At 41.7% G+C, this 25,724-nt stretch carries 27 protein-coding genes and 1 pseudogene; 10 read left to right on the forward strand and 18 right to left on the reverse strand.

Features of this window, described 5'->3' with window-relative positions; translation table 11 throughout:
- Nucleotides 1–10: 10 nt before the first annotated feature.
- Nucleotides 11–1,039, reverse strand: coding sequence for a hypothetical protein (locus AC5JM2_RS30395; protein ID WP_495839008.1), 1,029 nt, complete (start codon nt 1,037–1,039; stop codon nt 11–13).
- 726 nt (nt 1,040–1,765) lie between these two features.
- The gene (gene larE, locus AC5JM2_RS30400; protein WP_495839010.1) at nt 1,766–2,593 is read right to left on the reverse strand and encodes an ATP-dependent sacrificial sulfur transferase LarE; all 828 of its coding nucleotides are present in this window, start codon (nt 2,591–2,593) and stop codon (nt 1,766–1,768) included.
- A 207-nt stretch (nt 2,594–2,800) separates the two neighbouring features.
- Here larE and AC5JM2_RS30405 point away from each other — a divergent pair, with 207 nt between their 5' ends.
- The gene (locus AC5JM2_RS30405; RefSeq protein WP_495839012.1) at nt 2,801–3,667 is read left to right on the forward strand and encodes a branched-chain amino acid ABC transporter permease; all 867 of its coding nucleotides are present in this window, start codon (nt 2,801–2,803) and stop codon (nt 3,665–3,667) included.
- Nucleotides 3,668–4,169: 502 nt separating this feature from the next.
- Here AC5JM2_RS30405 and AC5JM2_RS30410 read toward each other — a convergent pair.
- The 8 genes and pseudogenes from AC5JM2_RS30410 to AC5JM2_RS30445 form a co-directional block, all read right to left on the reverse strand.
- Nucleotides 4,170–4,724 (reverse strand): annotated as a pseudogene (locus AC5JM2_RS30410) (RNA-guided endonuclease InsQ/TnpB family protein); the annotation flags it as partial.
- Nucleotides 4,725–4,807: 83 nt separating this feature from the next.
- Nucleotides 4,808–5,350 (reverse strand): tetratricopeptide repeat protein, encoded by a 543-nt coding sequence (locus tag AC5JM2_RS30415; protein ID WP_495839014.1) that lies wholly within the window; start codon nt 5,348–5,350, stop codon nt 4,808–4,810.
- A 116-nt stretch (nt 5,351–5,466) separates the two neighbouring features.
- A complete protein-coding gene (locus tag AC5JM2_RS30420; protein ID WP_495839016.1) occupies nt 5,467–6,291 on the reverse strand; it encodes a transporter substrate-binding domain-containing protein in 825 nt (274 codons plus the stop codon).
- 12 nt (nt 6,292–6,303) lie between these two features.
- Nucleotides 6,304–6,660 (reverse strand): 50S ribosomal protein L20, encoded by a 357-nt coding sequence (gene rplT / locus AC5JM2_RS30425; RefSeq protein ID WP_495839018.1) that lies wholly within the window; start codon nt 6,658–6,660, stop codon nt 6,304–6,306.
- Nucleotides 6,661–6,682: 22 nt separating this feature from the next.
- A complete protein-coding gene (gene rpmI / locus AC5JM2_RS30430; RefSeq protein ID WP_495839073.1) occupies nt 6,683–6,880 on the reverse strand; it encodes a 50S ribosomal protein L35 in 198 nt (65 codons plus the stop codon).
- Between the two features lie 231 nt (nt 6,881–7,111).
- On the reverse strand, nt 7,112–7,348 hold the full coding sequence (locus AC5JM2_RS30435; RefSeq protein ID WP_495839019.1) for a hypothetical protein: 237 nt from the start codon (nt 7,346–7,348) through the stop codon (nt 7,112–7,114).
- Nucleotides 7,349–7,594: 246 nt separating this feature from the next.
- Entirely contained in the window at nt 7,595–8,965 is a 1,371-nt protein-coding gene (locus tag AC5JM2_RS30440) for an NAD(P)/FAD-dependent oxidoreductase (RefSeq protein WP_495839021.1), read from the reverse strand.
- A gap of 57 nt (nt 8,966–9,022) precedes the next feature.
- The gene (locus AC5JM2_RS30445) at nt 9,023–9,274 is read right to left on the reverse strand and encodes a hypothetical protein (RefSeq protein WP_495839023.1); all 252 of its coding nucleotides are present in this window, start codon (nt 9,272–9,274) and stop codon (nt 9,023–9,025) included.
- Nucleotides 9,275–9,827: 553 nt separating this feature from the next.
- Here AC5JM2_RS30445 and AC5JM2_RS30450 point away from each other — a divergent pair.
- The 3 genes from AC5JM2_RS30450 (at nt 9,828) to AC5JM2_RS30460 (ending at nt 13,014) form a co-directional block, all read left to right on the forward strand.
- On the forward strand, nt 9,828–10,676 hold the full coding sequence (locus AC5JM2_RS30450; RefSeq protein ID WP_495839025.1) for a helix-turn-helix domain-containing protein: 849 nt from the start codon (nt 9,828–9,830) through the stop codon (nt 10,674–10,676).
- 413 nt (nt 10,677–11,089) lie between these two features.
- On the forward strand, nt 11,090–12,202 hold the full coding sequence (locus tag AC5JM2_RS30455; protein ID WP_495839027.1) for an aldo/keto reductase: 1,113 nt from the start codon (nt 11,090–11,092) through the stop codon (nt 12,200–12,202).
- A 386-nt stretch (nt 12,203–12,588) separates the two neighbouring features.
- The gene (locus AC5JM2_RS30460; protein ID WP_495839029.1) at nt 12,589–13,014 is read left to right on the forward strand and encodes a hypothetical protein; all 426 of its coding nucleotides are present in this window, start codon (nt 12,589–12,591) and stop codon (nt 13,012–13,014) included.
- 140 nt (nt 13,015–13,154) lie between these two features.
- Here the strand turns inward: AC5JM2_RS30460 and AC5JM2_RS30465 are convergent, their stop codons facing one another.
- Nucleotides 13,155–13,352, reverse strand: a complete 198-nt coding sequence (locus AC5JM2_RS30465) for a hypothetical protein (protein WP_495839031.1) — start codon at nt 13,350–13,352, stop codon at nt 13,155–13,157.
- A 138-nt stretch (nt 13,353–13,490) separates the two neighbouring features.
- Entirely contained in the window at nt 13,491–13,796 is a 306-nt protein-coding gene (locus AC5JM2_RS30470; protein ID WP_495839033.1) for a hypothetical protein, read from the reverse strand.
- 226 nt (nt 13,797–14,022) lie between these two features.
- Between AC5JM2_RS30470 and AC5JM2_RS30475 the strand changes: the two genes are divergently transcribed.
- Nucleotides 14,023–14,307, forward strand: coding sequence for a hypothetical protein (locus tag AC5JM2_RS30475; protein WP_495839035.1), 285 nt, complete (start codon nt 14,023–14,025; stop codon nt 14,305–14,307).
- Nucleotides 14,308–14,344: 37 nt separating this feature from the next.
- Here AC5JM2_RS30475 and AC5JM2_RS30480 read toward each other — a convergent pair whose 3' ends face one another.
- From AC5JM2_RS30480 to AC5JM2_RS30500, 5 genes are all read right to left on the reverse strand, one after another.
- The gene (locus AC5JM2_RS30480; protein ID WP_495839037.1) at nt 14,345–14,581 is read right to left on the reverse strand and encodes a hypothetical protein; all 237 of its coding nucleotides are present in this window, start codon (nt 14,579–14,581) and stop codon (nt 14,345–14,347) included.
- A 542-nt stretch (nt 14,582–15,123) separates the two neighbouring features.
- The gene (locus tag AC5JM2_RS30485) at nt 15,124–15,354 is read right to left on the reverse strand and encodes a hypothetical protein (RefSeq protein WP_495839039.1); all 231 of its coding nucleotides are present in this window, start codon (nt 15,352–15,354) and stop codon (nt 15,124–15,126) included.
- Between the two features lie 192 nt (nt 15,355–15,546).
- Nucleotides 15,547–15,789 (reverse strand): hypothetical protein, encoded by a 243-nt coding sequence (locus AC5JM2_RS30490; RefSeq protein WP_495839041.1) that lies wholly within the window; start codon nt 15,787–15,789, stop codon nt 15,547–15,549.
- A 527-nt stretch (nt 15,790–16,316) separates the two neighbouring features.
- A complete protein-coding gene (locus AC5JM2_RS30495) occupies nt 16,317–17,099 on the reverse strand; it encodes a peptidylprolyl isomerase (protein ID WP_495839043.1) in 783 nt (260 codons plus the stop codon).
- 283 nt (nt 17,100–17,382) lie between these two features.
- Nucleotides 17,383–18,948 (reverse strand): beta-barrel domain-containing protein, encoded by a 1,566-nt coding sequence (locus AC5JM2_RS30500; protein ID WP_495839045.1) that lies wholly within the window; start codon nt 18,946–18,948, stop codon nt 17,383–17,385.
- A 1,096-nt stretch (nt 18,949–20,044) separates the two neighbouring features.
- Between AC5JM2_RS30500 and AC5JM2_RS30505 the strand changes: the two genes are divergently transcribed.
- The 3 genes from AC5JM2_RS30505 to AC5JM2_RS30515 all read left to right on the forward strand — a co-directional run bounded on the left by AC5JM2_RS30505 (nt 20,045) and on the right by AC5JM2_RS30515 (nt 22,536).
- A complete protein-coding gene (locus tag AC5JM2_RS30505; protein WP_495839047.1) occupies nt 20,045–20,248 on the forward strand; it encodes a CsbD family protein in 204 nt (67 codons plus the stop codon).
- 238 nt (nt 20,249–20,486) lie between these two features.
- Nucleotides 20,487–20,714 (forward strand): hypothetical protein, encoded by a 228-nt coding sequence (locus AC5JM2_RS30510; RefSeq protein ID WP_495839049.1) that lies wholly within the window; start codon nt 20,487–20,489, stop codon nt 20,712–20,714.
- Complete coding sequence (locus AC5JM2_RS30515) at nt 20,707–22,536, forward strand: PRC-barrel domain-containing protein (protein ID WP_495839051.1); 1,830 nt, start codon at nt 20,707–20,709, stop codon at nt 22,534–22,536. The genes AC5JM2_RS30510 and AC5JM2_RS30515 overlap by 8 nt, the downstream gene beginning before the upstream one ends.
- 313 nt (nt 22,537–22,849) lie before the next feature.
- Here AC5JM2_RS30515 and AC5JM2_RS30520 read toward each other — a convergent pair whose 3' ends face one another.
- Nucleotides 22,850–23,653 carry a DUF8738 domain-containing protein gene (locus AC5JM2_RS30520; RefSeq protein ID WP_495839053.1) on the reverse strand — a complete coding sequence of 268 codons (804 nt, stop codon included), beginning with the start codon at nt 23,651–23,653 and terminating at the stop codon, nt 22,850–22,852.
- A gap of 618 nt (nt 23,654–24,271) precedes the next feature.
- On the opposite strand from AC5JM2_RS30520, the gene AC5JM2_RS30525 reads away from it, so the two are divergent.
- Together AC5JM2_RS30525 and AC5JM2_RS30530 are read left to right on the forward strand one after the other, a co-directional pair.
- A complete protein-coding gene (locus AC5JM2_RS30525; protein WP_210611966.1) occupies nt 24,272–24,445 on the forward strand; it encodes a hypothetical protein in 174 nt (57 codons plus the stop codon).
- A gap of 125 nt (nt 24,446–24,570) precedes the next feature.
- Entirely contained in the window at nt 24,571–25,722 is a 1,152-nt protein-coding gene (locus AC5JM2_RS30530) for a cupin domain-containing protein (protein ID WP_495839055.1), read from the forward strand.
- Nucleotides 25,723–25,724 lie beyond the last annotated feature (2 nt).

Here is a 25,724-nt window from a genome sequence, read left to right on the forward strand (position 1 = left end):
TGCAATAATTTTAATTTTTTATTTGATTCCGGAGTAAGCCTAAACTTAAAACGAACATACTCACCAATAAAGTTACACCTTGAGGTTCAGGGACTGAAGTTGATTTCGTCCCTCTTGTCACCGCATATATTTTACTTGCTGAAGGCTCTCCTTCAAAAAATGTAGAGAACAGAAAGTCTCCCGTCACCGGATCAATAGTTGCTCCCATCACTCCAGTCAGAGATGTTGGTGAGTGAAAGCCAAGTCCGGTGATAAAATCTCGACGGGTATTGGCGATCACATCTCCATTTGCATCTATTGTATAAGCAGAAACGCTGCTGTTATCATATTCTTCAATTAACAGACTGTCTTCAAAAAAGCCAGGATTTCCTGCTTTTACATAGAAAAAACCATCCAGTCCACCATCAAGCTGAACACTTCTGGTGGGCGTTGCAATATCATATGTACCTGAGCTATCTGGAGTGATAGTTGTGTCATAAAAAATATTACTTGTATAAGAAGTTATTTTAAGCCGACCTGCTCCAGCAAATCCTTCAGGGACAAAGTTCAATGCACCTGTGGAAGCAGCAAAGCCAAGAGTGTTTAAATCAATTTGTTTATTAGGACTACTGCTACCAGGCTTTATTTGACCAATGCTGTTGTCAGGATAGGACGTATAGAACAACACATCAGCTTTGGGACTATAAGCTAAACCAGCATCAATTCCTCCTGTGCTGATTCCGGGGGCTTGTGTCAAAAAGGATGGGATACCAAAATCAGTGATGTGATTGTTACTATCACGGCTGACTTCAACTGCATAAATTCCTGCATCTGGGGTATCAGCTAAACCGCTGATTAACAGCGTATTAGGTTCTCCTGGCTGAAATGTTATTCCACCATAAGCAGGTGGAATTTGTTCGATTGAACCGAGATCTGTTATTGAATAAAAATTTGAGAAATCTGATGCCAGTTTTGGTGTCACTGTTGCTCCCAACGCTTGACTTATTACTGCAAACGCAAGGAACATTCCTCCAGCAGCAGCCATGAAGAAATTTTTCATACACAGTTATTCTCTAAGTAGCAATACTTTATCTTACTTTTTTTAACTATGTTTGTCAGTAATATTATTTAGATCAGGGAACAGTGAACAGGGACTGATAACTGATAACTGATCGCTGGTAACTGGTAACTGCTATATATCAATTCAAAAAATGTTTGCGACAAATAACCCCACCCACCCTATCGGGCACCCTCCGCTTAGCAACTACGGTGTACACACAAGTCATCCTATGACTCAAAATTTCCTTAGAACCTCACCCTGCCCTATTGGGCATCCCTCTCCTTGGCAAGGAGAGGGAAAGATTTTAGCTACGCTAAAAGCGAGGGTGAGGTTTCGCTAGAGATGTGTATAGAAGTTAAACTCCTTATGGCGCATAGGGGTAAAAGGATGGGGCTTGATCGATCGCATTTCTTTCGTAGTCATGAAGGAAGCGGGAGTAAGTCAAGCTTTGACTTTTGATCAGCATTTCGTACAAGCAGGGTTTCAGGCGTTGATGAGGTAAAAAACACCCCTCGACTGCTTTGAGAGGATTTTGTTGCCAATATCGATTAGGAGGTTTTGTGCGATCGCCTAGGGTTAGAAACCCCAGCCTAATAGCAAAAGTTCTCTCAAGAGGACTAAATTCTTTCGGTGATTTAGTTTTCAGTCTACTTAAGTAGACTTATACTATTAGCCCATAACTTGAGTTATGGGCGGATGAGATTGCTCGAAGATCTCAACAAATTATTATTTCACACTCGCAACTTCTCGATTCAAAACTTGATTTAACTTCCCACTACGAAAACCTTCCAAATCTAATGTGACGTAAATAAAACCAAACTCCTGAAAAGCAGAAATAATTGATTGCAAATCAGTTTTTAAAACAAAATCTTTGATTTGTTCTGGCGGTAATTCAATTCGTGCTGTATCTCCCTCAGAACGCACTCGCAAATTCTGATAACCCAACTTGCGTAAATAAATTTCTGCCCTACCGACTCGTTGTAACTTAGTTACGGTAATCTCTTCACCGTAGGGAAAGCGTGAACTCAGACATGGTTGCGCAGGTTTCTCCCACCAAGGTAAACCGAGTTCTTGGGAAATTTGGCGGACTTGCGCTTTGGTGATACCGATTTCTGCTAAGGGCGATCGCGCACCTCTTTCTTTTGCTGCTTGAATTCCTGGGCGATAATCATGTAAGTCATCCGCGTTGACTCCATCCACCACATACGGATAACCCAACTCAATCGCTAAAGGTTTGAGGGTGTCGTGCAGTTCACTTTTGCAAAAGTAACAGCGGTTCACAGGGTTGGAGGTGTAATTGGGATTTTCCATCTCGTGTGTTGAAATAATTTGATGACGAATCCCAATCGTCGCTGCTTGCAAAGAGGCGTCTTCTAACTCTTCTGGTAACAGTGAGGGAGACATAGCTGTGACAGCCAAAGCGCGATCGCCTAAAACATCATAAGCCACCTTGGCTACCAAAGTGCTATCCACTCCGCCAGAGTAAGCTATCAAAGCCTGCTCCATTTCTACAAATAATGCTTTTAATTTTTCAAGTTTTTCTGTTAGCATCATTTCCAATCTTGTCTAAACGGTATCGCGCCCCATCAATTCCATTTTAGGTGGGCAATAAAGGATTGAGGGAAAAAGATACAGCAGTTACCAGTTACCAGTTACCAGCGATCAGTTATCAGTTACCAGTTATCAGTCCCTGTTCACTGTTCCCTGTTCCCTGTTCCCTATTTCCTGCTATACAAGTTATAAATTTTAGATGTCAGGACTATGAATGCACAATTCGCTCAATTAATTGTTAACGGTATTGCTTTGGGTAGCATTATCGCTTTAGCATCTGTTGGACTTACTCTCACTTACGGGATTTTACGGTTATCTAACTTTGCTCACGGTGACTTTTTAACGTTGGGAGCTTATCTGACGCTGCTTGTTAATAGCTTTGGTGTTAATATTTGGCTGTCTATGGTAATAGCTGCAATTGGCACAGTAGCAGCAATGCTGTTGTCGGAAAAGTTGCTATGGTCCCATATGCGTTCTATCCGTGCCACTTCCACCACTCTTATTATTATCTCTATCGGGCTTGCCTTATTTCTTCGTAATGGCATTATCCTTATCTGGGGCGGTAGTAACAAAACTTACGATTTGCCCGTGGTTCCGGCTATGGATATTCTGGGTGTGAGAGTACCCCAAAATCAATTGTTGGTTTTGTTCCTAGCTATTGCAGCAATTGTTGCATTACACTACATTTTACAAAACACCAAAATTGGCAAGGGAATGCGAGCAGTTGCCGACGATTTAGATTTAGCTCGGGTTTCTGGTATTAATGTAGACAAAATTATTTTATGGACTTGGGTGATTGCTGGCACTCTGACATCCTTGGGTGGAAGTATGTACGGCTTGATTGGAGCCGTGCGACCAAATATGGGATGGTATTTGATTTTACCTTTATTTGCCTCAGTTATTTTAGGAGGAATTGGCAACCCCTACGGTGCGATCGCAGGAGCTTTTATCATTGGTATTGCCCAAGAAACGAGTACTGTATTGCTGGGTGCTCAGTATAAACAAGGCGTAGCGTTGTTACTCATGATTTTAGTGTTGCTCATTCGTCCCAAAGGTTTGTTCAAAGGTACGATTTGAGAAATTAAGTAGCGATCATGAACACAGTTGATGACGGCTACTTAATACCCATGAATCCAGCGCGCGTGTTACCTCACCCCGGTTTTGGCGTAAGCCAAAACCTCCCCTCTCCTTAATAAGGCTATCCATTACCCGGATCTTTCTTAACATTTCACCGAAAGCAGGCGGGAGTAGAGTTGTAAAGGAAGAGTCCAGTTGGAGGAGTTGACATGGAGAAGTAGATGTGTATCGAACCGAAACATTGATGTAGGCGTTCTAACTTGTAGGACAAAAAGTTGACGAATGTTCCCCATCCTGTATCAGATATCGCCTTTGCTAGTTTGTGGTTCGCCACTGCGTTGCGGAGAGCAGCGCCTTGCGGAGAGAAGTTTGAGCGGTGAGTCCAGCCCCCGTCTTGGCGGTTTCCGTCACGGAGCGCGTAGCGTCTGGTGCAGGAGATTGGGGGACTGGCGAACCCGGAGGGAGGTTTCCTCCGTAGACGCTTTGCGGCTTGCCGCAGGCATCAAAGCTTCGGAGGGTTCCCCCCGTTGTGGCAAGTGGCGAACCCGTGAGGGTTACGTACCATGCCCTTGACATTCAGGTTTTCAACTACTACGACTTGATTATTATCAACTATCTTTTTCGATAGTTTGTGTAAGTAATCTTGGCGGATATTGCTAACTTGTTCGTATACCCTAGCTACAATCTTTGTTGCTTTTCTACAGCGATTATTACTACCTTTTACTTTGCGTGCAGTAATACGTTGTTTTTTGGCTAGCTTTTTCTCATATTTAGCTAAGTGTTTAGGATTCGGATATTTGGAAACTTTTTCGCCATCATAGGTAATTGCAAAATCCTTTATTCCTAAATCAATACTGACTACCTTTCCCTCTGAATTTGATGTTGGGTAGTCACCCTCATATTCCATCAACATAGAAGCATAGTATTTACCCGATGGACATTTGCTGATAGTGACAGTCTTTATAGTCCCATCAACTGAGCGATGTATTTTTGCTCTTACAATGCCCAATGTCCCAGGAAACTTCAAACAGTTATCGACTTGTTTTACGCTCTGGGGATTATTGGAAAGGTAATTTTGGAGAGGCTTAGCCTCCCCAAGCTATTCCCGGGCAAAGCGTGGGAACGAGAAATATTCACCAATCATGCAGATACCAAGCGTCGCAAAGATTCAGAACGGCGTTTTGCTGTGGCATTATTTGGCTGAATTTTCAGGGCGTCTTCATAAGCTTGCAGGGCTTGAGCATTTAATTTTTTCCGCTCGTATGCATGACCAAGATTATTCATTCCTACCACATAATCAGGTTTGATTTTCAGAGCTTCTTTATACTGGCGAATAGCTAAGTCATACTGTTCTTGAGCAAAGTAAGCATAGCCTAACCCATTGTAAATATAGGCTATATTTTCTTCTTCTTTTTCGCCTTCTTCCCTTTCTTCTTCAGCAGCTTTGAGAGCTTTTTGAAAGAGAGTTATCGCTTGGGAAAATAGTTTTTTCTCAGAATAAATACTGGCTAACTCGTAATATTCTTGAGTGGTACCGTTTTCTTTGGTCAGTTTTTTTCGCAACCTTGACATGGAACCTTCAACTCTACGACTTTTGAAGACCTGGCGGAAAATACTGACAACTGCAATTAAGAGCAGACCGACTAAAACTGACAGATAAATAGTTGCTAGATTGCTATCCATTGTATTTAGTAAAAGTTTCTTCTTATCTATATATCAGCTTATATGAAACAATGAAAATTATGAATTATGAATACTAAAAAATTTCATTTATAATTTCTAACTGAGAGGTTCCTAATTTAGCGTAATCCCCAATATGTAGCGCGTTGCTTAAGCCACCCAGAATTAATATAACGGGCAATGGCTTGGTTAACCTGTCTTCGTAATGGATCGTACTGCAATCCCTTGGGCATGACCACAGATAACGGTTGGGTTGAGAGCTTAGCTGAAAGTAAGCGATATTGGGGATATTGTTGCACCCAACTACTTAAAACACTAGCATCTGCGGCAAAGGCATCGGCTGCGTTATTTTCTAACAGTGCGAAGGCTGCTTGATAAGAATCTACTCCCACTAACTCAGCTTTTGGTATATAATAGCGCACATCGGCAATAGTGCTGGAATTGTTGAGGACGGCAACTTTCCGTTTTCCCAAATCACTTAGTCTTTGAAATAATGTGTTTTTTGTGACTAATACAGTGCCATCGAAGTAGTAAGGAACACTGAAGCTGACTAAGCGAGAACGTGAGGCAGTTGCTGTAACTCTGGCGATCGCCAGATCAACTTTATGATCCAAAACTGCGGATAGGCGATCGCTATTGGTAACTGGTTGTAATTTCACTGCATCTGCTTTGCCTAGTAAGTCTGCTGCCAATGCCTTAGCTAAATCAATTTCTAAGCCTTGTAAGTTACCGTTTGTATCTCTAAATCCTAACGGAGGCAAGTTATCTTTAACGGCAATCCTGATGTAGCCCCGCCGCTGAATTTCGGACATTTCTGCGGCAGATGCTGATAGTTGTGTATCTGCGACTGTGACAATGGAAAAAGTCAAGAGGAAAAAAATGGCAGCGGATATCAGCAGATGTAACCGACAACCTGCTTTCCATCTGTTACATCCGATGTCCATCTGTTTCCACCTTTATCCTTTAGGTTGGGTTGCCAATTCAGCGACTTTGCTGAAGCTTGCTGGATCGAGGACTGCTAATTGTGCCAAAATTTTGCGATTGAGTTGGACATCAGCTTTTTTGAGATTCCCGATAAACTGGCTGTAACTCAAACCATGTTGGCGTGCAGCAGCGTTGATGCGGGTGATCCAGAGGCGGCGGAAATCGCGCTTACGTTTTTTGCGATCGCTATAGGCGTTCCGCAGCGCCTTCATGACTCTTTGATTCGCCGTTCTAAACAGAGTTGAGTGAGAACCGCGAAAACCTTTAGCGAGTTTGAGAATTTTTTTGCGGCGTTTGCGAGCAACGTTACCGCGTTTTACCCGTGTCATATTGTTTTAGTTCCTGAACAAATTACAAATAAGGGAGCATGAGCCGCACGTTTTCTGCATCGCGCTCATCGACAACTGCCATTTTCGACATGCTGCGTTTCTTAGCGGAAGATTTGTGCTCTAGCAAGTGGTTTTTGAAGGCTTTGCGACGTACAATTTTGCCGCTACCTGTGGCGCGGAATCTCTTTGCCGCTGCTTTACGGGTTTTGAGTTTAGGCATGGACTGGCTTTGATTGGACACAATCCATCATTATAAACTAAGAATTTAGAAACAAACGGCATCAGGCGCTGGGAAATAAGAGTTTGTCCAATCCAAGCAACTTTGAATCTAGCTAGGACTTACACATTGAGTAGATCAAAAAGTTTTCCACAAGCCTTATCAGCCATTCGCCACTCAAAAAATGCAACCAAACCAGTAAAATGCTTCTAGTGATTTAAAACTAGTGGTCTGTCAAGCTAAAAGAAGATATTGAGTTATAGCGGTTCTCATTTGAATCACATACACCACCACGAATAATGTAGAGCACGTAAATGCTACGTCTCTACAGCTGTGTATTGTACGCAACTGAGAAGCGCTATAGTTGTAGAACAGAACGAGCGCGAAAATAGCAGCGAGGAGCGATCGCTGCTGATAACGCAACGTGATAAACTGCTCGTTAAACATCTGGGTTAAGTTGACGTGACCCATTTGAATTCTCAAGCCAATTCACGGGCGTTCTGTCCGCTCCTATTCACGCCAATTATCCGTCAGCCTGGGCTGGATTCGAGATAGTCGAGCAATCCTCTCAATCCCCTACCTTTAAATCGTAAACAGCCCAAGTCACAGCCGCAGCCACAAACCCAGCCACATTCCCAACCATCGTGCAAACTATATATTATGGGGTTTGTGTAGTTGTGATCTCAAACCCTAAAATGCGTCTCACAGATGAAATTATTATTTCTTGTTTTTGTCCTCATCTCCTAACATTTTGAGTAATTTTCTTGCAACTAAAACACCTACGACTGCACCACCAACTAACTCCGCTGTCTGCACTACTTTCTTGTTCACAGTTTTGGGATCAACGTGGTGGCGAAAAATCTCTTCATTTAGCCATTCTGTGGTGGCTTTAAAGTTATGAATTGGCGTCGGCAGTAGCTCTAGATAAGTTCCTTGACGAATTAAGTGAGCGGCTTCGCCCGTTACTTCAAAAGCGTCGTAAATGTTAGCTGCAGCTTCATTTAATCCAAGTTTTAGCAGAGTACCGCGTAAGCTAACCTTAGGAGTTTTCGGTTCCTTTTCTAAAGCAATGGCTTTGAGGTTGTGGGCAATTGTAGATCCTAGCTGATATGCAACTTGTGCAGTAGCGGGCATTGATGTATCTTCTACAAAAGCACAATCTCCACCTGCAAAAACTTCTGGAAAATCAAACAATTGTAAGGTTTTGGTGACTTTTAATCGACCGTGCTTGTCTCGGTGTTCATCTGGGATTGGCAAGTTTTTGATCAGCGGATGAGTCGCAGTGCCAGCTGTCCAAATTGTAGTGTATGTTGGCAGCGTAACAGACTTGCCATCGCGCTTATACTCGACTGTGTTGGCACTAACACCTGTGACTTCTGCCCCCAACAGCATCTCCACAGGTACGGTTCGTTTTTGCAATTGTTTTTCAGCAGTTTCACGTAATTTGCTGTTGACATCGCCCTTAAGGATTTCCTTGCCGTGGTTAATGAGTGCAACTCGCACTTCTTGAGGGTTACCTTTGAGTGCTGCATACCAATTCGGTAACAAATCGCCTAAAGTGGCTGCCATTTCCACACCTGAAGCACCACCACCAATGACTGCAAATGTAAGTAATTTTCGACGTTGTTCTGGATCTTCGGTTTGCGCGGCTTTTCGCAAACAGTCATGCAAATGTTGGTCGATAGCGATCGCATCTTTTTCCGTCCAAAAAGGTAGAGCATACTCTTTTGCTCCCTCGACGCCAAAGTAGCCGCTTACACTACCTAAAGCTAATACCAAATTGCTGTAATCGTAGCGGGTTCCTGAAGTTAACTTAACTTGTCGTTGATGCAAGTCAATCGATTCCACTGTATCTTGAACAAAAATCACACCGCTTCCTTTGAGCAATTCTGTAAAACGCGGTAATACCTGAAAGGCATCCATCTCACCACTAAAATACTCATAAAGTAATGGCTTAAAACAAAAGCGTTCGTTGCTATCAATTAAGATCACAGAGCGAGGATAGTGTTCGTGAGCAAGCTGCAACGCTGTATAAAGCCCAGTAAAGCCACCGCCTAAAATAACTGTTTGATAAACTGGATTATTCATAAAACAATTTTTCTCCATTATTTTGTTCGCAGATACGTTTATTGATAAACTGCTCTGCTATAACGTTAAAAAGAAAACAATCAAAATCACACTGAGGGTAACAGCGAATAAGATAGCGTATTCGACTCTGCGACTAAAATATCCAATCACAGCAATCAGGGCGATCACAAAACCGAAAATGCCTAGATATTGTCCCTTTTGCAACCCTTTAGCAATCAAAGGGTCATTTTGAGTACCTGGTGGCGGAGTTTCTTGAATTCTGCCTTCATACTGATTTTTGGGTTGCAACTCTTGCGTTGGTAAAGCCATAAAATTATTTCCTACAACAAACTAACCAACTTGCCATTCTTTCAATAGTGCTACTTTACCCGCATCCTGTGAATTCCATGATGGCTGACTATAAGAGCCCCATATGAACCGAATCGTCAAGACACTTAAGAACACAAAGGTATGATTAGACAACACAATTTTTTTTTAACACTCGTATATTAGTACTACACAATTCACTTTTTTGTTTTTTATATTTTTTGAAGACCACATATAATGTTTATTTATTATTGAAAATAGGGCAGAAAAATACTATCTAAAGAGTGATTTTTGGAATACATGAAAAAGTAAAATTGATTATCTTACAGTATAATATATTTTGATTTATTCCTATCGCCGCAGAAAAGTCACATATTTGCCATATAAAATTCATAGATTGAAACACTCTTTACCAAGTGTTAAACAATCAGATTCAGAACACAAGTGCGGCGGGTAACGCCTGTAGTAAGGTTTTTTTACAAAATTCAGAGACTTGCGTACTGCGATCTCAAGTAAAATTGGGATTGTTTAGTATATTTAAATATTTGACTCTCCTATGCAACCATCCAAGCTTCAACCAACGGCTAGTATTCTTAAAGCCGAGTGGAATGACTTGATTGTCGAGTATGCTTGTTTGGAAATGGTCGGAGATTTTGACTTTGCGATGCCCAAAGACGCTATCAGTGTAGCATTTTATCCCCATGAGCGTGTTGCTTGGTCGGTGGATGGGGGTCAAACACAAACCACAGCCTTGCCTTCTGGAAGCGTCTTTATATATTCATCTTGTGAGTTTGTATGGCATAGCCGGGAAAAGGAGGGCAAATATGTGAATATCATGCTAGATCAGCGCTTGCTCAACCAACTGGCAGCCGAAAACGGACTTTCTACTCCCGTCGAGCTGGAATACCGCGTGCTTTTTCCAGATCCAACTATCATGCATATTGCACAGTTATTGAAATCAGAGGTCATCAGTGGCGGTTTAGCAGGCAATTTGTATGTCGAGTCGTTGCGAAACTTACTAGCAGTGCATCTGCTGCGAAATTACAGTGGAGTATTGAGTGACTCTACCCCCCAAGTCGGTGTTCTTGGTGTGCTCAAGCTCAAGCAAATTAAAGATTTTATTGAAGAGAATTTAGCTGAAAAATTGGCGATCGCCAATCTAGCCGTACTTGTGCCAATGAGTCAGTTTCATTTTGCGCGTGCCTTCAAGATGCAGGTAGGAGAAGCGCCACACCGCTACGTTCTGCAACGGCGAATAGAACGGGCAAAAGTCTTGCTAAAGGTAACGCGGTTTTCGTCAGCAGAAATTTCCTATCAAGTAGGCTTTTCCAATCCAAGTCACTTTAGTGCACAATTTAGCAAACTTGTAGGGATAACACCGAAGCAGTTTCGCGACAGTGCTTAAATTTAAGGGAACTCCAAGAAATAAAACAACCCCTAGAAGTTGTTGACTGTTGACTGTTAACTGTTAACAGTCAACAATTTAGTTTGGAATATTTTTTATTTGAAAGTCCTTAAGCACTAATAGGACTTACACACGAGTTACTAATGAACAAGACTTGTGAGATTGCTTCCTTACGTCGCAATGACACAACTACGTTATTTTTGCGTAAGTCCTAACTAAATTGAACTGAGCAAGAATTTGATATAAGCACGCAAGAATCCAGCGTGAATGCAAAGGGCAAAATCTCTAAATTGGATTTAACAAAAAATAAGGGAAAATCAACGCTAAGCAACCGAGACAGGTGCAACTACTATGGCAAACAACCTCCCAAACCAATGCCTTCAGACTTTTATACGTATTCAGAAGTTACTAATATGTCTCTCAACATTTACTACACTCTCGGACGTTCTGGACTGCGCGTCAGCCGTCTGGCTCTCGGTGCGATGACTTTCGGCACTGAATGGGGTTGGGGAGCCAATGAAGCGATCGCACGCCAAATGTTTAATACCTACGTTGATGCAGGTGGTAACTTTATCGACACGGCAGATTTATACACAAACAGTACCAGTGAAACTTGGTTAGGTAAATTTATTGCCGAGCGTAACTTACGTGACCGTGTTGTTGTGGCAACCAAGTTTAGCTACAATGCTGAACCAGGAAATCCCAATGCAGGCGGAAACGGACGCAAAAATATTATGCGGGCGGTGGAAGGTTCGCTGCGGCGACTGGGGACTGACTACATCGACCTCTACATTCTCCACACTTGGGATACGATTACTCCAGCAGAGGAAGTGATGCGAACGTTAGATGATTTAGTTCGTTCGGGTAAGGTGCGGCACATTGGACTGAGTAATACACCAAGTTGGTATGCAGCACGAGCGCAAACCATAGCCGAGTGGCGCAACTACGAACCACTGTGTACTCTTCAGCTACAATACTCACTGATTGAGCGTAACATCGAGCGGGAATTTATTCCCCTCGGTCTGGAACTGGGGATGGGGACCATGGTGTGCAGTCCGTTAGCAAATGGTCTTCTCACTGGTAAGTACAAGCCCAGTAAAGATGGATTTACAGGAGTTGGACGACTAGATACAACTTGCAAGATCCAAAATCCGACATTTCCGAAGTTTAGCGAACGCACCTGGAAAATTGTCGCAGAACTCGAAACTGTTGCAAAAGAACTTGGGCACAGTATGGCTCAAGTTGCGCTTAACTGGATACTAAATCGCCCTGGCGTCGCATCGGTGATTCTGGGAGCGAGCAAGCTATCGCAACTAAAGGACAATCTCAAAACACTGGATTTTGAGATTCCTACCGAACTGGCTAATCGTCTCGAAGCTATCAGCCGTCCTGAACTACAGTTTCCCTACAGCTTTTTTGGTTCAGAAATTCAGGCAATGATTCACGGCGGCGCAACGGTTGAATATAAGCATTCTGGATACGATCCCGATGTGTTGATTCAATCAAAGGGGGCAGACATGTCTTAGTTTTTCTAATGTACTAAAATCCGAAAAAATTAACGAACCGCGCCGAAATTATTGATGCCGTGAACACTATCGAGACTCGAAAACATGTTGCACAGCTTTCGTAGATAAAGCTTGACAGTGGGAACGGGAAAAACTAGGAACTCCGTGGGTTCTACAATCATGAGCTAACCCACGGAGTGCGATCTGCTGAAAGCAGCAGCGCTAGCCCCGAAGGGGGCGCTACGCAAACGCTATCGCCCTAAAGTTCAAAAATAGACAAGATTGCAAAAGTGAGGTTTTACGAGGTTCTGTTAAGCGTTCCTAACTTCTGCCACGAAGTCTAATTAAAATGACCTGGACTTGGGAAGACGGTACTTGCCCCGGTTAATTGCTTGATTAATTGTATTATGCAGCCTGATATTTGCATCCTCAAAGCCTCTTGGGATGGACTTAGTGTCAAGTACGTTGTTTCAGATAAACTACCTCTTTGCTCAGGCAATACTTTAATGATGCGTGTTGCCATACTCCCAAAGGGAGTCGTTGCTGCAAGCATAGAACAATTTGAATCCGATTGGTTGAGCGAGGCCCAGAAAACCCCACTTCCAGACTATCTGCAAATTATACTCAGCCTGTCGCGATTTGAGCAAATTGTTGACCAAAAAATCCTTTCTCCCAATCAGCTGCCCATCCTTGTGAAGGAGATTACTGACCCCTCGATTCTTCATTTAGCACACCTGCTACGAGCCGAAATGGAAACTCCAAAACCCCTGAGTCAACAGTTTATTTGTTCGATTGTCACTATTCTCACAACGCATTGCTTGCAGCAATTGTGACTTTAGTGGAGAAGCCAGAAATAACAGATGTTGTTGGCGAATTCCAACAACATCATTTACCTCGCTACCACTTTTGATGGGTTCTTTTAAAAAGGAAGCGGTAGCCGTCAGCTAACGCTTCCTCACCCCCCTAAGGTATCTCAATTAGAGGAAGAGATACGGTTTGAGTAGAAGCCTGCGTTGGTATAAGTTGTGGTAATGGTGTAAGCAAAGTTACTACCCTGTGCAAATGCAAATGCACCCGCGTTTGCCTGGGAAGGAGAATATTGAAATCCACCTTGAACTTCTTTTGCTTGTTGAGCAACCATTTCTATGTGAGATAGATCTTTGATAATCATGATATTGCTCTCCTGAAAATTGCTAGTTCATTCGTCTAAGTTGGTGTCAACATAACAAAAAAGCTATTGAAGAAAACCACCTGTTTTATGGGGCTTCTATTCAATAGCTTCTTGAACAAAAACTCAGTAAAACAAGCTTCATGAAGTACGTGCACTCGCATAGGAAGTGGTGTAAGTAGGTCCATTAGCAGCAGCACCAGCAGCAGCACCAGCAACAGCGTATTTATATCCATAGTCAATGCTATAGCTATACTTACCAGTTGCAGGGTTAAATGAATAAGATACGTTGTAACCTGAACCTGAATCAGAGACAGCATAGGTTGATACACTGCTTGTAGGTGTGCTGAAACTCTGTTGAACTACTTGAAGTCCCCCATGCACTTGAGTATCACTCGTAAGTTCAGTTTCACAAAAGCTTAGGTCAACTATTTTTAATCGACTCATAATCTCTCCTTTTCTTCGCAGACATATCGCTGAAAGTTGTTTAATAACTTTCAGCGATTTTTAGTATTTGTTTAAAATGCCTCTGAGCAAAGTTTTCAGCCAATGCGCCAACAACTTGCATATTTCTTCGGACTGTCAGCGCATCACTAGTCATTAGAAGCCACTGCGCGGGTTCTCTCATTGAGTGCAAGTGGCGTTCATTACTCAGACAAAGGACTAATGACTAATGACCCTTACGGGGAAGACCTCCGGTCTCGCTGCGCGCTCCGCCAGTCGCAGCCTACGGCTCGCTCCGCTAACATGGGGAGCCAGTACTGAAGCGCGTAGCGTGGCACTTTGTGCCATAGGAGGGTTTCCCGACAGAGGTATCTGGCGTTGGAAACCACGCCACATGCTACAAGTCGGCAGAGCGTATCCCTTCGCAGTGGCTCGTCTTGGGGAGCCACTGCTGCAGGAGGGTTTCCCGACAGAGGCATATGGCGTCCGCGCTGGCTCACTAAGGACGACCTGAACGAGTCAGTGTGCAAATTCAATGCGTAACAGCTTACCTATGAAGCAGTGGAGCTAGAGTATGAGCCTGAGCTAGCACTATTGGGGTAGGAGTAGTAGTAGGGGTAGTAGTAAGGGTAGCCAGAAGTCGCACTTGTATATGTGCTGGTAGATGTAGTAGCGAAATAGCTACCGTTAGCATAAGCATTAGCAGATGCACTAGATGATGCAAATCCACCTTGAACTTGATGATTTTCTGCAGTGATTTCGAGGTGAGAAAGATCTGCGATAATCATATGATTCTCCTAGACTTTACTAGTTTTGATGGGAAACTTTTTTGTAACCAAAACTCTCTTTTCGGTTACATGTATAAACCTAACACTTCCATAAAATAAAAAATATAAAGTAACGATGAAGATGGATTTTTTTTGAGCAAGAAGATCTGTTCTTACATAGATTTTTTTCTATTAAAATAATACTAAAATAGGCAAGACAATGAATCTGGTTTTTTGAAATTTTTTAAACCAGAAATTTCGGTTTTAAACTAGAAATTAAAGCAAAAACTATAAGTTAAAAAATCAATAATTGATTTTTTTCATAAAAAACCTCTTTTTTGTTTTTGTGATAGTTTTGAAAATCCTTGCATGAATAGTTCGCAACGCAAAGTTTGATTTGCGCTAAATAACCTCTAATATCTCCTAATTTTGGAGTGAAGAACTGATAACTAAAGTCAAGGCTGCATCAACACATCCTCTGATGCTTGAAGATAAGTGTCGGAATCTAACATGGTCAATGTTTCCATTAATTCAATTTGTTGCTTCAACCAATGATCAAACAATTATTGCTGAATTTGGTCAAGTAAGTGCTGATCCAAGATAGGTTGAATCGTTTCTTCTACCCAAATCAAATAAACTCCCTTGGAGGTTGATATCGTCTTGATAAGAGATGGTGGAGTGGCAGCAAATACAGCTGCTGCAATCTCTTGTCGAAATTTGTACGACGTCAGATTCCTTAATATGCTTTTTGTCGGCTTTTTGTCGCAGACATATCGCTGAAAGTTGTTAAACAACTTTCAGCGATATTTACTATTTATTTAGAATGCCTCTGAGCAAAGTTCTAAGCCAATGCGCATATAACTTGCATATTTTTTCGTGATCACTGTCAGCGCATCACTCGTCATTAGTGATTAGTCAGATAAAGGACTAATCGCTAAGGACAACTCGAACGAGTCAATATGCAAGTTCAATGCGTAACAGCTTAGCTATGAAGCAGTGGAGCTTGAAGATGAGCTTGAGCTAGCACTATTGGGGTAGGAGTAGTAGGGGTAAGGGTAGTAGTAGTAAGGGTAGCCAGAAGTCGCACTTGTATAAGTGTTGGTACTTGTAGCAGCGAAATTGCTACCGTTAGCATTAGCACCAGATGATGCACTAGATGATGCAAATCCACCTTGAATTTGATGATTTTCTGTAGTGATTTCGAGGTGAGAAAGGTCTGCGATAATCATATGATTCTCCTAGATTTTACTAGTTTTGATTGGAAACTTTTTTGTAACCAAAACTCTCTTTTTGATTACATGTATCAACCTAACACTTCCATAATAGTAAAAAAATAAAGTAACGATGAAGTTCGATTATTTTTGATCAAAAAAAATAGTAAAAACATCAACTTTTCTCTATTAATAAATTATACAAAAATAGGCAAGACAAAATTCTGGTTTCTTTGAGAAAAAAACCAGATACTTAGGTTAATGACTATAAAATAAACAAAAAAACATTAGTAAATAACAAAATTACAGCAGTTTTCGGGTAAATAGACCACACTCTCCGGGACGCAATACCTTGTACCCCTATAAAAAATAGTGGTTCAAATAGATGAAAACCGCTGTAAATAATAAATTTTGTATCCGAAATAACCTCTTTTTGTTTCTGTTATAGTTTTGAAAATCCTTGCATGAATAGTTCGCAAAGTTTGATTGGCGGTAAATAACCTCCAATATCTCCTAATTTTGGGGTGAAGAACTGATAGCTAGAGTCAAGCCTGCATCAATACATCCTCTGATACTTGAAGATGAGCGTCAGAATCTAACATGGTCAAGATTTCTATTGATTGAATTTGTTGTTTCAACCAATGATCAAACAATTCTTGCTGAATTTGGTCACGTAAGTGCTGATCCAAAATAGGTTGAACAATTTCTTCTACCCAAATCAAATAAACTCCCTTGGAGGTTGATATCGGCTTGATAACAGACGGCGGAGCGGCAGCAAATACAGCGGCTGCAATCTCTGGTCGAAAATCTGTACGACGTCGCATTCCTTGATATCCTCCAGCACGTCGAAGTTCAGGCTGTTGAATATATTCACGAGTAATTTCTTGGAAAGTAATTTCGCCTGACTGCAGAGAATAAAACAGTTCTAGAGCTAAATCTCTGTCATCCAAGATGACTTCATAGGTGACAGCAGCAACGTAATTGAGTTGGTTTTCATAAAAGAATCGTTCCACCTGCGTAGCAAACAGGTGATTAGCTAACTTAGTAGCAAGTACGTTGTTATGAATCAATTCTTCAAACTCAGCCAGACACAGATGATGTTTTTTTAGCCAGTCCCAAGTGTCTTGAGCTTTGACAAGTTTTTTTGCAAAGCGTAATTTATCTCCTTCCTGTTGAAGTTCTTCTTCCGAGACTTGAATACCTGCTTCTTGGGCCGCCGATGCAATAATTTTTTGGCTTGCTATAGCACAGACAACATCAGGGATTTGGCAAGAAAGTTTTAAATTGCGAACTAAGTCTGCACCGCAAATGATCAAACGTTTTGACACGACACGATTCTCCTAAAAATTTTAAATTTTGGCATTGGAGAATGGAAGTATGAAATAGGGTAGTTCTGATTTGACGCCTTGTTGATTTATCAGAGGTTAGCTGAGGATTTACGCAGCTTGTCAAAGAAATATACGTTTCTTTACATCATCCCCCAACTCAGCAATGCCAAAATTTGAGACTGGTAACGTTAAAACAGTTATCAGTTACCAGTTACCAGTTATCAGGTAGGAAACGGACTGGTCCACCCCTTGTTCACTGTTCACTGTTAAGGTTGACTTTTGACTAAACGTCTAAACCACCTTTGTGCAATTTCTGAAATGGATCTAAGATAAAGTCGATGACACGTCGGCGGCGGATAACCACCTCAGCGGTTGCACTCTGTCCAGGAGTGAGTTGAATACGTTTGTTGCCATTCTGGATATACTGCTTATCCAAAGTTATTTCTAACTCAAAGTTTTCTACACTCCCTTGAGGTGTTTGGTTAACTTTGGAGTCTGGAGAAATCCAATTGACTTTTCCTGACACGATGCCATACTCCTGAAAAGGATAAGCATCAAACTTGGCTTTCACAGGCATACCTAATTTTAAGAAGCCACTATGCTGATTAGGCATCTGAGCCTTGAGTACTAAACCACGATTTAATTGTGCAATTTGAGCAACTTTCTGACCTGGTTGTAGTACTGCCCCAGGCTTGGTAGTCGGGAATTCAAAAATCACACCATCAACGGGCGATCGCACCACTCGTTGCTGCAGTTGAATCTTGTAAGATATCATCTGGCTTCCTGTTTGGGCAATTTCAGAGTGTAGGGAGTTGATTTGTGATTGCAGTTGTTTAAGTTCTTCTTCAGTTTTGAGTTGTGCAAGTTCACCTGTATGAACCTGGCTTTGATAATTGCGTTGTTCTTCATGGAAACGGAGTTCAGCTTGCTGGATTTGTGATTTCCCTTGCTGAATAGTCTTTTGATAACTGCTTTGTTGCTCTTTTAAACTGGACTGAGCTTGAGCAATATCAGACTGAGCTTGTACAAGGTGTTCGTAGTTTTCCTTGGCAGACTGTTGGATTTCCTCAAAACGCTCTTGTGGCATAACACCATCTTGATAGGCTTTTTTATAGCGTGGGACTTTTTCTTGAGAGGCTTGAAAACGAACTTCTGCTAATTTATAAGCTACCTTACTAGAATCGAGAGCTTGTTGCACCTGGTCTACTTTCGCCAGTTTTTCCTCATTCTGTAAGTTATAGACGGCTTTGAGAGCATCTACATTTTGTCGCGCCTGATCCACTTGGGACTGCTTTGCTAAGAGTTGAGCTTGGTTTTGTTGTTGCTGAGTTTGCACTGAAAGCGTCAATTGATTTTTGACTAGCTGTAAGCTTTCTCGGCTATTTTTTAGTCCGTCCAACTTTGTTTGAACCTGCTTGAATTCAGTTTTGAGAACCTGTGAGTCCAGTTCCAGTAGAACCTGACCTGATTTTACGGTGTCGCCTTCTTTGACGTTGACAGCAGTCACACTTCCACCAACTGGACTATCTAATTTTTGGGTTGCACCTTTGGGTTCAAGACGTCCTCTAGCACTTTCTGTCTCATCCACCTTTGAGAACATCGCCCAAGGTAAAACAGTAATTGCAAAGACTAATAACAAGTACAGCGAAGAACGTGTCCAGGCTCTAGGTAAAGCATCTAACAGTTCTTCTGTTCCGAAATACCAATTTTCTTGTGCCTCATCTATTGATTCTGTTTGATCTGTTGACTCAATAGATTCGGATACTTCTTCCGAAGGAATGTAGCTTTTATGCTTATCCGACTCCAGTTTGGTAAATGGAGATGGACAATGACGAGGTGTATTTGCCATAGTTTTCGGCTTTAAGTTCGTCAAATCAATGTTGTGCAAACAAGTTGGCTTCTGGTTTGCAGAAGCCTGTATGTAGGGTTGTGGTTAAGTTCTTGGCGCTATCTACATAGTCTGAGTTTGCCACGAAGAACTATATATATTGATATGCTGCAATAGTGTCTGTTGTTTAGCAAAAACACTTTGTGAATGCTGGTTTCAGGATTTATGCCTATGCAAAGCACCCGAATTTTAGTTTTATTATGAAATATTTTAGCCGAAAGCTGGGGCTATTTGTTGACACTAGCTGAGTCGGTGCGAAAATTCTGATGACATTTCCTTTCCTCCACCACAAAAATTAGTCTTTGGTGTGAACTAGTGGTTCACAACCACGAACTTTGGCGTGTTGCTTGCAGAAAAAATCTTAATTCTCTGCTTTGGTTCAAACCAGCGTGTCGGTTCGGCTTCGCCGTGCCGTCTGGGCATAGAGCTCATGACTCAGCTTCCTACGCTTGCCTTGCTTGCCTTAATCTGGTAATTTTAGGTTGGTCGAGTACTAGATTCGGTTGAGCCTAAAGTACAGTCTGATTAAAGAACTGGTTGCTCATCCCAATATATGCGCGCTATAAATCTGTTATGTAAGCTTGCTAAAGCTTGCCGTTGAATTGTCCGGTGTAAAATAGCATTTTCTGGCCGCACATGGTTGTTTTCAATTTTACTTTAGTAAAAATTATTTTAAAGAGAAAATTCCAGGAAATTCTCAGAAGAACTTTTATCTTAATAAAAAAATATAATACTTCATTAAAAAACCACAACTTCTTTAGTTTACAGCAGTTTTCACCTAAATGAACCACAGGGTTTGTAAGGGCGCAATGCTTTGCGCTCCTACGACTGTGGTCTATTTACCTGAAAATGGCTGTAATCAGGCTTTGACTCTAGATAGGCTGCATGTAACAAAACCTCCTTCCTGGGAGGGAGTTGTAGTTACTATTACTATCATATAGTGTCGTTACTGTTACGAATGAAATCTCAGTAAAATTCTAACACTTAAGGATTTGATTAAGTAACAGACGGAACAACAAACTGTTTTGAGTCTGGTATTTGAGCAAGGAATAATGTTATGGGTTTAGAAAACCGAATCAAAGCAACAGCTAAGAACATTGAGGGCAAAATTCAAGAAGTTGTAGGTGACATCACTGGCAATACACAAGACCAAGTGGAGGGGAAAGCAAAGCAAGCTGAGGCGCGTGCTCGTCACGTGGTTGAAAACGCAAAAGATAAACTTGAACAGATGAAAAATCAATTCAAGAAAGGGTTTGAATAATTAAAATACTCGGGCTAAAAGAGTAGAGCTTAAGAGTGTTCCAGCCATAATCAATTGCTGTTATAAAATACACTCTCATCAACGGATGCATCTGTTGGTGAGAAATATTATGGTTGATTTTTTATACAGACCATTCGATGCTTTGAGTCGGTTAAATTTGAGTTCTCATAACTCACTGAGTTTTTCTTATGTGGATAGTTATCTTGTCATTTGAATTTTGGAGCAAAGGAGCGATGTCATGCCAAGACTAGTCGGTCGGCGTTCTAACGGTAGTTTATACGTCCTATCTATTTTTATTGTTGCGATCGCAATAGTAGGAGTACTTCAGTACTCTGGTGTCATTAATATTCAGAACTTAGTTGAGCAGACGAAAGTCAGGTTTCACAAGAGTAGCCTGCCGAATGCGTTTGGTATTGCTAATTTACATGATAAACAAATAAGTGCCAAGAGGTTTGAAGATGCGTAAAGGAAGCGATTTAATCGGTAAGGTCGTCATTACATACGACACCGGAGAACAAATTGAGCGGGTTCAAGATCTAATTTTCGATCAAGACAGCCATTCGCTTCTGGGACTAGTTGTGGATGAGGGAGGGTTCTTTCGTGCTACCCGCGTTATTCCATTTTCCAGTATACAGGCAATTGGTCCGAATGCAGTCGTTGTACCATCCAAAAAGGCGATTGTGAAACTCAGGGCTGTGCCTGAAATCAGGGCGATAATGAAGCGCAATAACGTGCTTAAGGCAACCCGGATTTTCACAGTCAATGGGCGCGACCTAGGTACTATGGTTGACCTTTACTTTGACGAGCAGACAGGCTCTGTTGAAGGCTACGAAGTATCTGGCGGTTTGTTTGCCGATGCCTACTCTGGTCGCTCGTTTGTTCCTGCTCCTCAAACCCTGAAAATCGGTGAAGATGTGGCATTCGTACCAGTAGAAACAGCCGAATCGATGCAGGAGCAAGTTGGCGGTATTAAGGGGGCTGTTCAGGCTGCTGGTGATAGCTTGCAAGTCACGACTGCTATGGCTGGTCAGAAGCTTCAGGAAGTGACTCAGACTGCAACAGAAAAATTGCAAGAAACAACAGAGGCTGTTGGAAAGCGACTACAAGATGTTAATCAGGCAACTGTTACCTCTATTACGAATGCGATCATTGATCCGGCTGCACAGAAAGCCTTCGTGATTGGTAAAGTTGCAGAGCAGAATGTGGTCGCTGCGGATGGAACACTATTAGTTATGCAGGGACAGGCAGTTACTTTGTTAATTGCATATGAGGCTGAGCGCCTTGGTATGCTTGATCAACTCTACCGGGCAACAGGAGGTCCTGTTGTCGGGGAGCTAAACCGCAAGATACAACAGACAGCCAACACAACCAGCGCACAATTCCAAGAAATTGTAGACACTACCAGTGAAAAGTTGCAACAGGGTGCTGGCGTTGCGAATGAAAAACTACGAGAAATGACTCGTACCGCCGCTGCTAAGTTAACAAATGCAGTGGTTGATCCAGAAGAGCAGAAGGCACTGATCATTGACAGAGTAGTTGAGTGCGATGTTATTGCACCAGATGGAACATTGCTCATTCCTCAAAGTCAGTTAGTCACATTAGAGATTGCCGATGAAGCTGAGCGTCTAGGTGTGCTGGATCAACTGTTTCGGGCAGCAGGAGGTAGTTTATCAACCGAGTTGAGCAACTTAGCAAATAACTTCCTTGCTGGTCATGCGGTTGAACAAGCGTTAGGTCGGCGTGTACATCATATCGTTCAGAGTAATGAAGCATTAGTCGTGGCTGCACCGGGACAAATTGTCACGCCGGAAGTGATAAAACGGGCGCAGACTTATCAACTTGAGCAGGCTTTACTCAATGCTGTTGGTTTAACCTCAACTGAAGCAGCTTATGCCAATGCCAACAAAACATTTGCAGAGGCGAGTGATCTCGTCGTGGATGGTGTCATTCAAATACGGGACAATGCAAGTACTCTGTTAGTAGTGCTCAAAGAAAGGTTTGAATATTTACGTAAACATGCACTTCAAGTCCTAGAAGAACAACGGATGAAGCAAGCCTTGGGACGTCCAGTGAATCGAATTATCCTTGATTACAAGGATAACATCATTCTCAGTCCTGGTGATGTCATCACTCATCGTGCGATTGAACTTGCTCGTCAAGCTGATGTACTTGATATCTTATTTAGTTCTGTATGGAAGACTCCGGAACTTCCAGCTACCGTACTATTGAACTCATCGCCAAAGGCTGAGGTCAAAACAATTCAAAATTCCAAATCACCGAAGATTTGATCGGAGGAAACCTCCGCTCAAACTTCTCTCAAAGTTCAAAATTAAGAATCCCCATCCATTTGGGGGCTTGAAATATTGATAGGACTTACGCATGGAAACGAGAAATCAAGGGTTTGGGCAAGGGGTATAGGGGTATAGGGGAGCCAGTACTGAAGGAGGGAAACCCTTTCGGCAGTCGCTCATGGGGGAAACCCCCAAGACCGCACTGCCTCACCCCGGCACTGGCTTCCCTTACACCCTCCCACAACTCAGGGTCTCGTTGCCTAAGTCCTGATTGAGTAGGGTGGGCATTATGCCCACCCTACACTTTTATTTAATTTTTAAGCCTTCCATTGATTTTGGGATCTAATACCAGTTGTGAACCTGATTCGTTGACATGGTATGTCCAAGATTGTCTGCCAACTTGGATAACAACTTCCCAGCCTTTAATGGGGTTATATTCTTTGGTGCAAATTTCGCCAAATTTGAATTCGCAGGGATTACCAAAGGTTTTCGGTGTGGCTTTGCTAACTTTTAGGTTAGAAGTTGGTATTCTCGAACGCTTGTAGGCATCCCGTAAAATTCTATCTTCGATTTCTTTTGAGAGTGCGCTTGATTGTGATGTACTCACTTTTGGATCTAATACCAGTTGTGAGCCGGATTCGTTAACGTGGTAAGTCCAAGAATTCTCTCCCACGCGAACAACCACTTCCCAACCTTTAATAGGGTTGAATTCCCTGGTACAAACTTCTCCAAATTTGAAGATGCAAGGATTGCTGAAGGTTTTTGCTGTAGCTTCGGTAATTTGTAATTCACGAATTGGTACGCCGGAACGTTTGGAAGCATCCTGCAGAATTCGATTTTCTATCCGTTTTGGCAGATCGTTTGAGTTCTGGTTTGTGGTTTGGGATATTTGAATGGTACTGTAGCTTGAGTTCTGGTTTGTAGTTTGGGATATTTGAACGCTGCTATAACTGCTCTGTATCTGCTCGTTTTCCCCAGAAGCAGCAGCAGGATAGTTTCCAACTACTCCGAGTCCACTTGAGAACAGACTCGTTAAGGTTAGAGTCAACAAAATTCCTTTGGGGGACTTGAGAGTTTTGCTAAGTGCAGGATATAGTTTGTTTATATATTTCATAGAACACCTTGAAGATTGAATCAATCAAATCGCGACTGAGGCTAATGCCCCAAGCGCGGTTTTTGTCTGTTTTGCTTTCGCTCTATAATCACAGACTACAAACTCAAGTTTCAAAGTTTCGGCTTATGTGCCGGATTAGCAACTGGTTGTCATCAAATTCCCTATCAACTTGGGCTAAATTCTTATCCGAACCGTATTAAGACAGTAGCCACAAAAGCAGGTTTGTCTAGGAAGCAATTGTGCTGTACCCAACCGAAGTCTCTGTCGTATTCTATTTTTTATTGTATAATTTATAACAAAGCAAGCCCTTGACAATTTTAGTATTTTGTAAAACAAATGAGAAAATTATCTATTATCCTAAGTTGTACAACTAGATATAAGCGAATCGTCGCTATGACGACATTTTCCTAGTAAAATACCAGTTAAGCTACCAGTTAAGCTTAAAATTACTGGTGTATGGGCTTGAAAGTATTAGTATTATCTATATTACTTGGTAATAACTTGCATTTGCTGTTAAGTTCAGTTACATTCAAGATGAACACCAAGTTTCAGTTCTTAATGAAACGATCAAGAACTGAAACTTGGTGAATACCTGAGTAAGACATTCGGAGAGGAAACATGTTAAATCAATTTGAAAAAAATGCTCAAAAGCATTTCCGTTCCAGCAAAATTCAAGTTGAAATCAAAGAATTGGCTCAGCCACTCAGTAAAAATACTACTGCTCAGTTAAATACTGATGCTGATGGCAGTGACTTAAATACTGATGCTGATGGAAGTGATTTGAGCAGCTAATAGTTGCTAATTATCCCATTACATTTAAACGCTAAGGAGTAGGTGCTATGATACCTCCTACTCCAATTTATAATTGGTTTTCATTATTTTTTTGTAAATTTATTGAGAAAGATTATAAATTAATCATGTTTAGAGATATACTAAAGCCATATACAGTTGAAGAGTTTTTCAAAAAGAATTGGACAAGCGAAGCAGTGTTTATCTCTAGTGGAGACCAAACGAAATTTGCTAACTTGTTTTCTTGGGAAAAACTCACATATCTTTTGAACTTTCATCAGTTCAAATACCCTGATCTCCGTTTAGCATTAGATGAAAAAGTCTTGGATGAAAGTGCAAATGCTAATATCATCCAGCGATGCCAAGAAGGTGCAACTCTAATCCTCAACGGAGTACATAAGCTAATTCCAGAACTGGCTACTTTCGCCTCGCAAATCAAATATGATTTGGGGTGTGGCGTACAAGTAAATGCCTATTGTTCCTGGCCCAAAAGACAGGGTTTTTCTTCTCACTATGACACCCATGAAGTCTTTATTTTACAAATAGATGGTACAAAGCAATGGTATGTATTTCGTGACACTATAAAGTATCCTTTAGCGGAACAGAAATCATCTTCTTTCTCGCCTCCAGAAGAAGAAGCTTATTTAATTTGCACTCTCAAACCGGGAGATGTTCTTTATATTCCTCGCGGTCATTGGCACTATGCAGTTGCTGTTGATCAACCATCACTGCATTTGACTTTAGGGGTGCATTGCAAAACAGGTATTGATTTTCTGGAATGGTTAGTGAACGAACTGCGTCAGCAGGAAGAGTGGCGCAAAAGTCTGGCATTACGTGTAGAGACAGCGGCTGCACAGAGGTATGTAGATAGCTTAATTGAAAAATTAAGTAAACATATTGCTCATAGCAATCTTTCTGATGATTATATCAGTTATATCGAGAGCTTCGACAAAGCGATCGCTCGCTACTCTTTACCTTATCAAGCTGGATTTAATATCTTTGAACAAGGGACACAAACTAAGTTCAAAAGCGCCAAGTTTCAGCGATTTAGAATTACCGAACTGCCAGATGGCAGTGGCTACAAAATTGTTGTAGCTGGAAAAGAAGTATCTCTAAAAGGGGTACCTCTCTCTCTTGTGGATAATTTATTCACTGGAGAAATATTTACAGGGAATGATGTGCTCAATTGGTTACCAGATTATGATTGGGAAATTGATATTGTTCCTCTTTTATCTCGCCTGGTAACTGAAGGCATCATTTTTGTTGCTCCCTCTACGTAATA

The sequence above is a fragment of the Brasilonema angustatum genome (assembly GCF_059505445.1).

Excerpts from the sequence above, each read along its gene's own strand:
- AC5JM2_RS30405 (WP_495839012.1), top strand. The coding sequence starts at position 2,801 with ATGAATGCACAATTCGCTCAATTAATTGTTAACGGTATTGCTTTGGGT.
- AC5JM2_RS30420 (WP_495839016.1), bottom strand. The coding sequence starts at position 6,291 with ATGGACATCGGATGTAACAGATGGAAAGCAGGTTGTCGGTTACATCTG.
- AC5JM2_RS30450 (WP_495839025.1), top strand. The coding sequence starts at position 9,828 with ATGCAACCATCCAAGCTTCAACCAACGGCTAGTATTCTTAAAGCCGAG.
- AC5JM2_RS30460 (WP_495839029.1), top strand. The coding sequence starts at position 12,589 with ATGCAGCCTGATATTTGCATCCTCAAAGCCTCTTGGGATGGACTTAGT.
- AC5JM2_RS30525 (WP_210611966.1), top strand. The coding sequence starts at position 24,272 with ATGTTAAATCAATTTGAAAAAAATGCTCAAAAGCATTTCCGTTCCAGC.
- AC5JM2_RS30515 (WP_495839051.1), top strand. The coding sequence starts at position 20,707 with ATGCGTAAAGGAAGCGATTTAATCGGTAAGGTCGTCATTACATACGAC.
- AC5JM2_RS30455 (WP_495839027.1), top strand. The coding sequence starts at position 11,090 with ATGTCTCTCAACATTTACTACACTCTCGGACGTTCTGGACTGCGCGTC.
- AC5JM2_RS30480 (WP_495839037.1), bottom strand. The coding sequence starts at position 14,581 with ATGATTATCGCAGATCTTTCTCACCTCGAAATCACTGCAGAAAATCAT.
- AC5JM2_RS30395 (WP_495839008.1), bottom strand. The coding sequence starts at position 1,039 with ATGAAAAATTTCTTCATGGCTGCTGCTGGAGGAATGTTCCTTGCGTTT.
- AC5JM2_RS30490 (WP_495839041.1), bottom strand. The coding sequence starts at position 15,789 with ATGATTATCGCAGACCTTTCTCACCTCGAAATCACTACAGAAAATCAT.
- AC5JM2_RS30435 (WP_495839019.1), bottom strand. The coding sequence starts at position 7,348 with ATGGGTCACGTCAACTTAACCCAGATGTTTAACGAGCAGTTTATCACG.
- AC5JM2_RS30440 (WP_495839021.1), bottom strand. The coding sequence starts at position 8,965 with ATGAATAATCCAGTTTATCAAACAGTTATTTTAGGCGGTGGCTTTACT.
- AC5JM2_RS30475 (WP_495839035.1), top strand. The coding sequence starts at position 14,023 with ATGACCCTTACGGGGAAGACCTCCGGTCTCGCTGCGCGCTCCGCCAGT.
- AC5JM2_RS30465 (WP_495839031.1), bottom strand. The coding sequence starts at position 13,352 with ATGATTATCAAAGATCTATCTCACATAGAAATGGTTGCTCAACAAGCA.
- AC5JM2_RS30445 (WP_495839023.1), bottom strand. The coding sequence starts at position 9,274 with ATGGCTTTACCAACGCAAGAGTTGCAACCCAAAAATCAGTATGAAGGC.
- AC5JM2_RS30415 (WP_495839014.1), bottom strand. The coding sequence starts at position 5,350 with ATGGATAGCAATCTAGCAACTATTTATCTGTCAGTTTTAGTCGGTCTG.
- rpmI (WP_495839073.1), bottom strand. The coding sequence starts at position 6,880 with ATGCCTAAACTCAAAACCCGTAAAGCAGCGGCAAAGAGATTCCGCGCC.
- larE (WP_495839010.1), bottom strand. The coding sequence starts at position 2,593 with ATGATGCTAACAGAAAAACTTGAAAAATTAAAAGCATTATTTGTAGAA.
- AC5JM2_RS30505 (WP_495839047.1), top strand. The coding sequence starts at position 20,045 with ATGGGTTTAGAAAACCGAATCAAAGCAACAGCTAAGAACATTGAGGGC.
- AC5JM2_RS30470 (WP_495839033.1), bottom strand. The coding sequence starts at position 13,796 with ATGAGTCGATTAAAAATAGTTGACCTAAGCTTTTGTGAAACTGAACTT.
- AC5JM2_RS30510 (WP_495839049.1), top strand. The coding sequence starts at position 20,487 with ATGCCAAGACTAGTCGGTCGGCGTTCTAACGGTAGTTTATACGTCCTA.
- AC5JM2_RS30530 (WP_495839055.1), top strand. The coding sequence starts at position 24,571 with ATGTTTAGAGATATACTAAAGCCATATACAGTTGAAGAGTTTTTCAAA.
- AC5JM2_RS30520 (WP_495839053.1), bottom strand. The coding sequence starts at position 23,653 with ATGAAATATATAAACAAACTATATCCTGCACTTAGCAAAACTCTCAAG.
- AC5JM2_RS30500 (WP_495839045.1), bottom strand. The coding sequence starts at position 18,948 with ATGGCAAATACACCTCGTCATTGTCCATCTCCATTTACCAAACTGGAG.
- rplT (WP_495839018.1), bottom strand. The coding sequence starts at position 6,660 with ATGACACGGGTAAAACGCGGTAACGTTGCTCGCAAACGCCGCAAAAAA.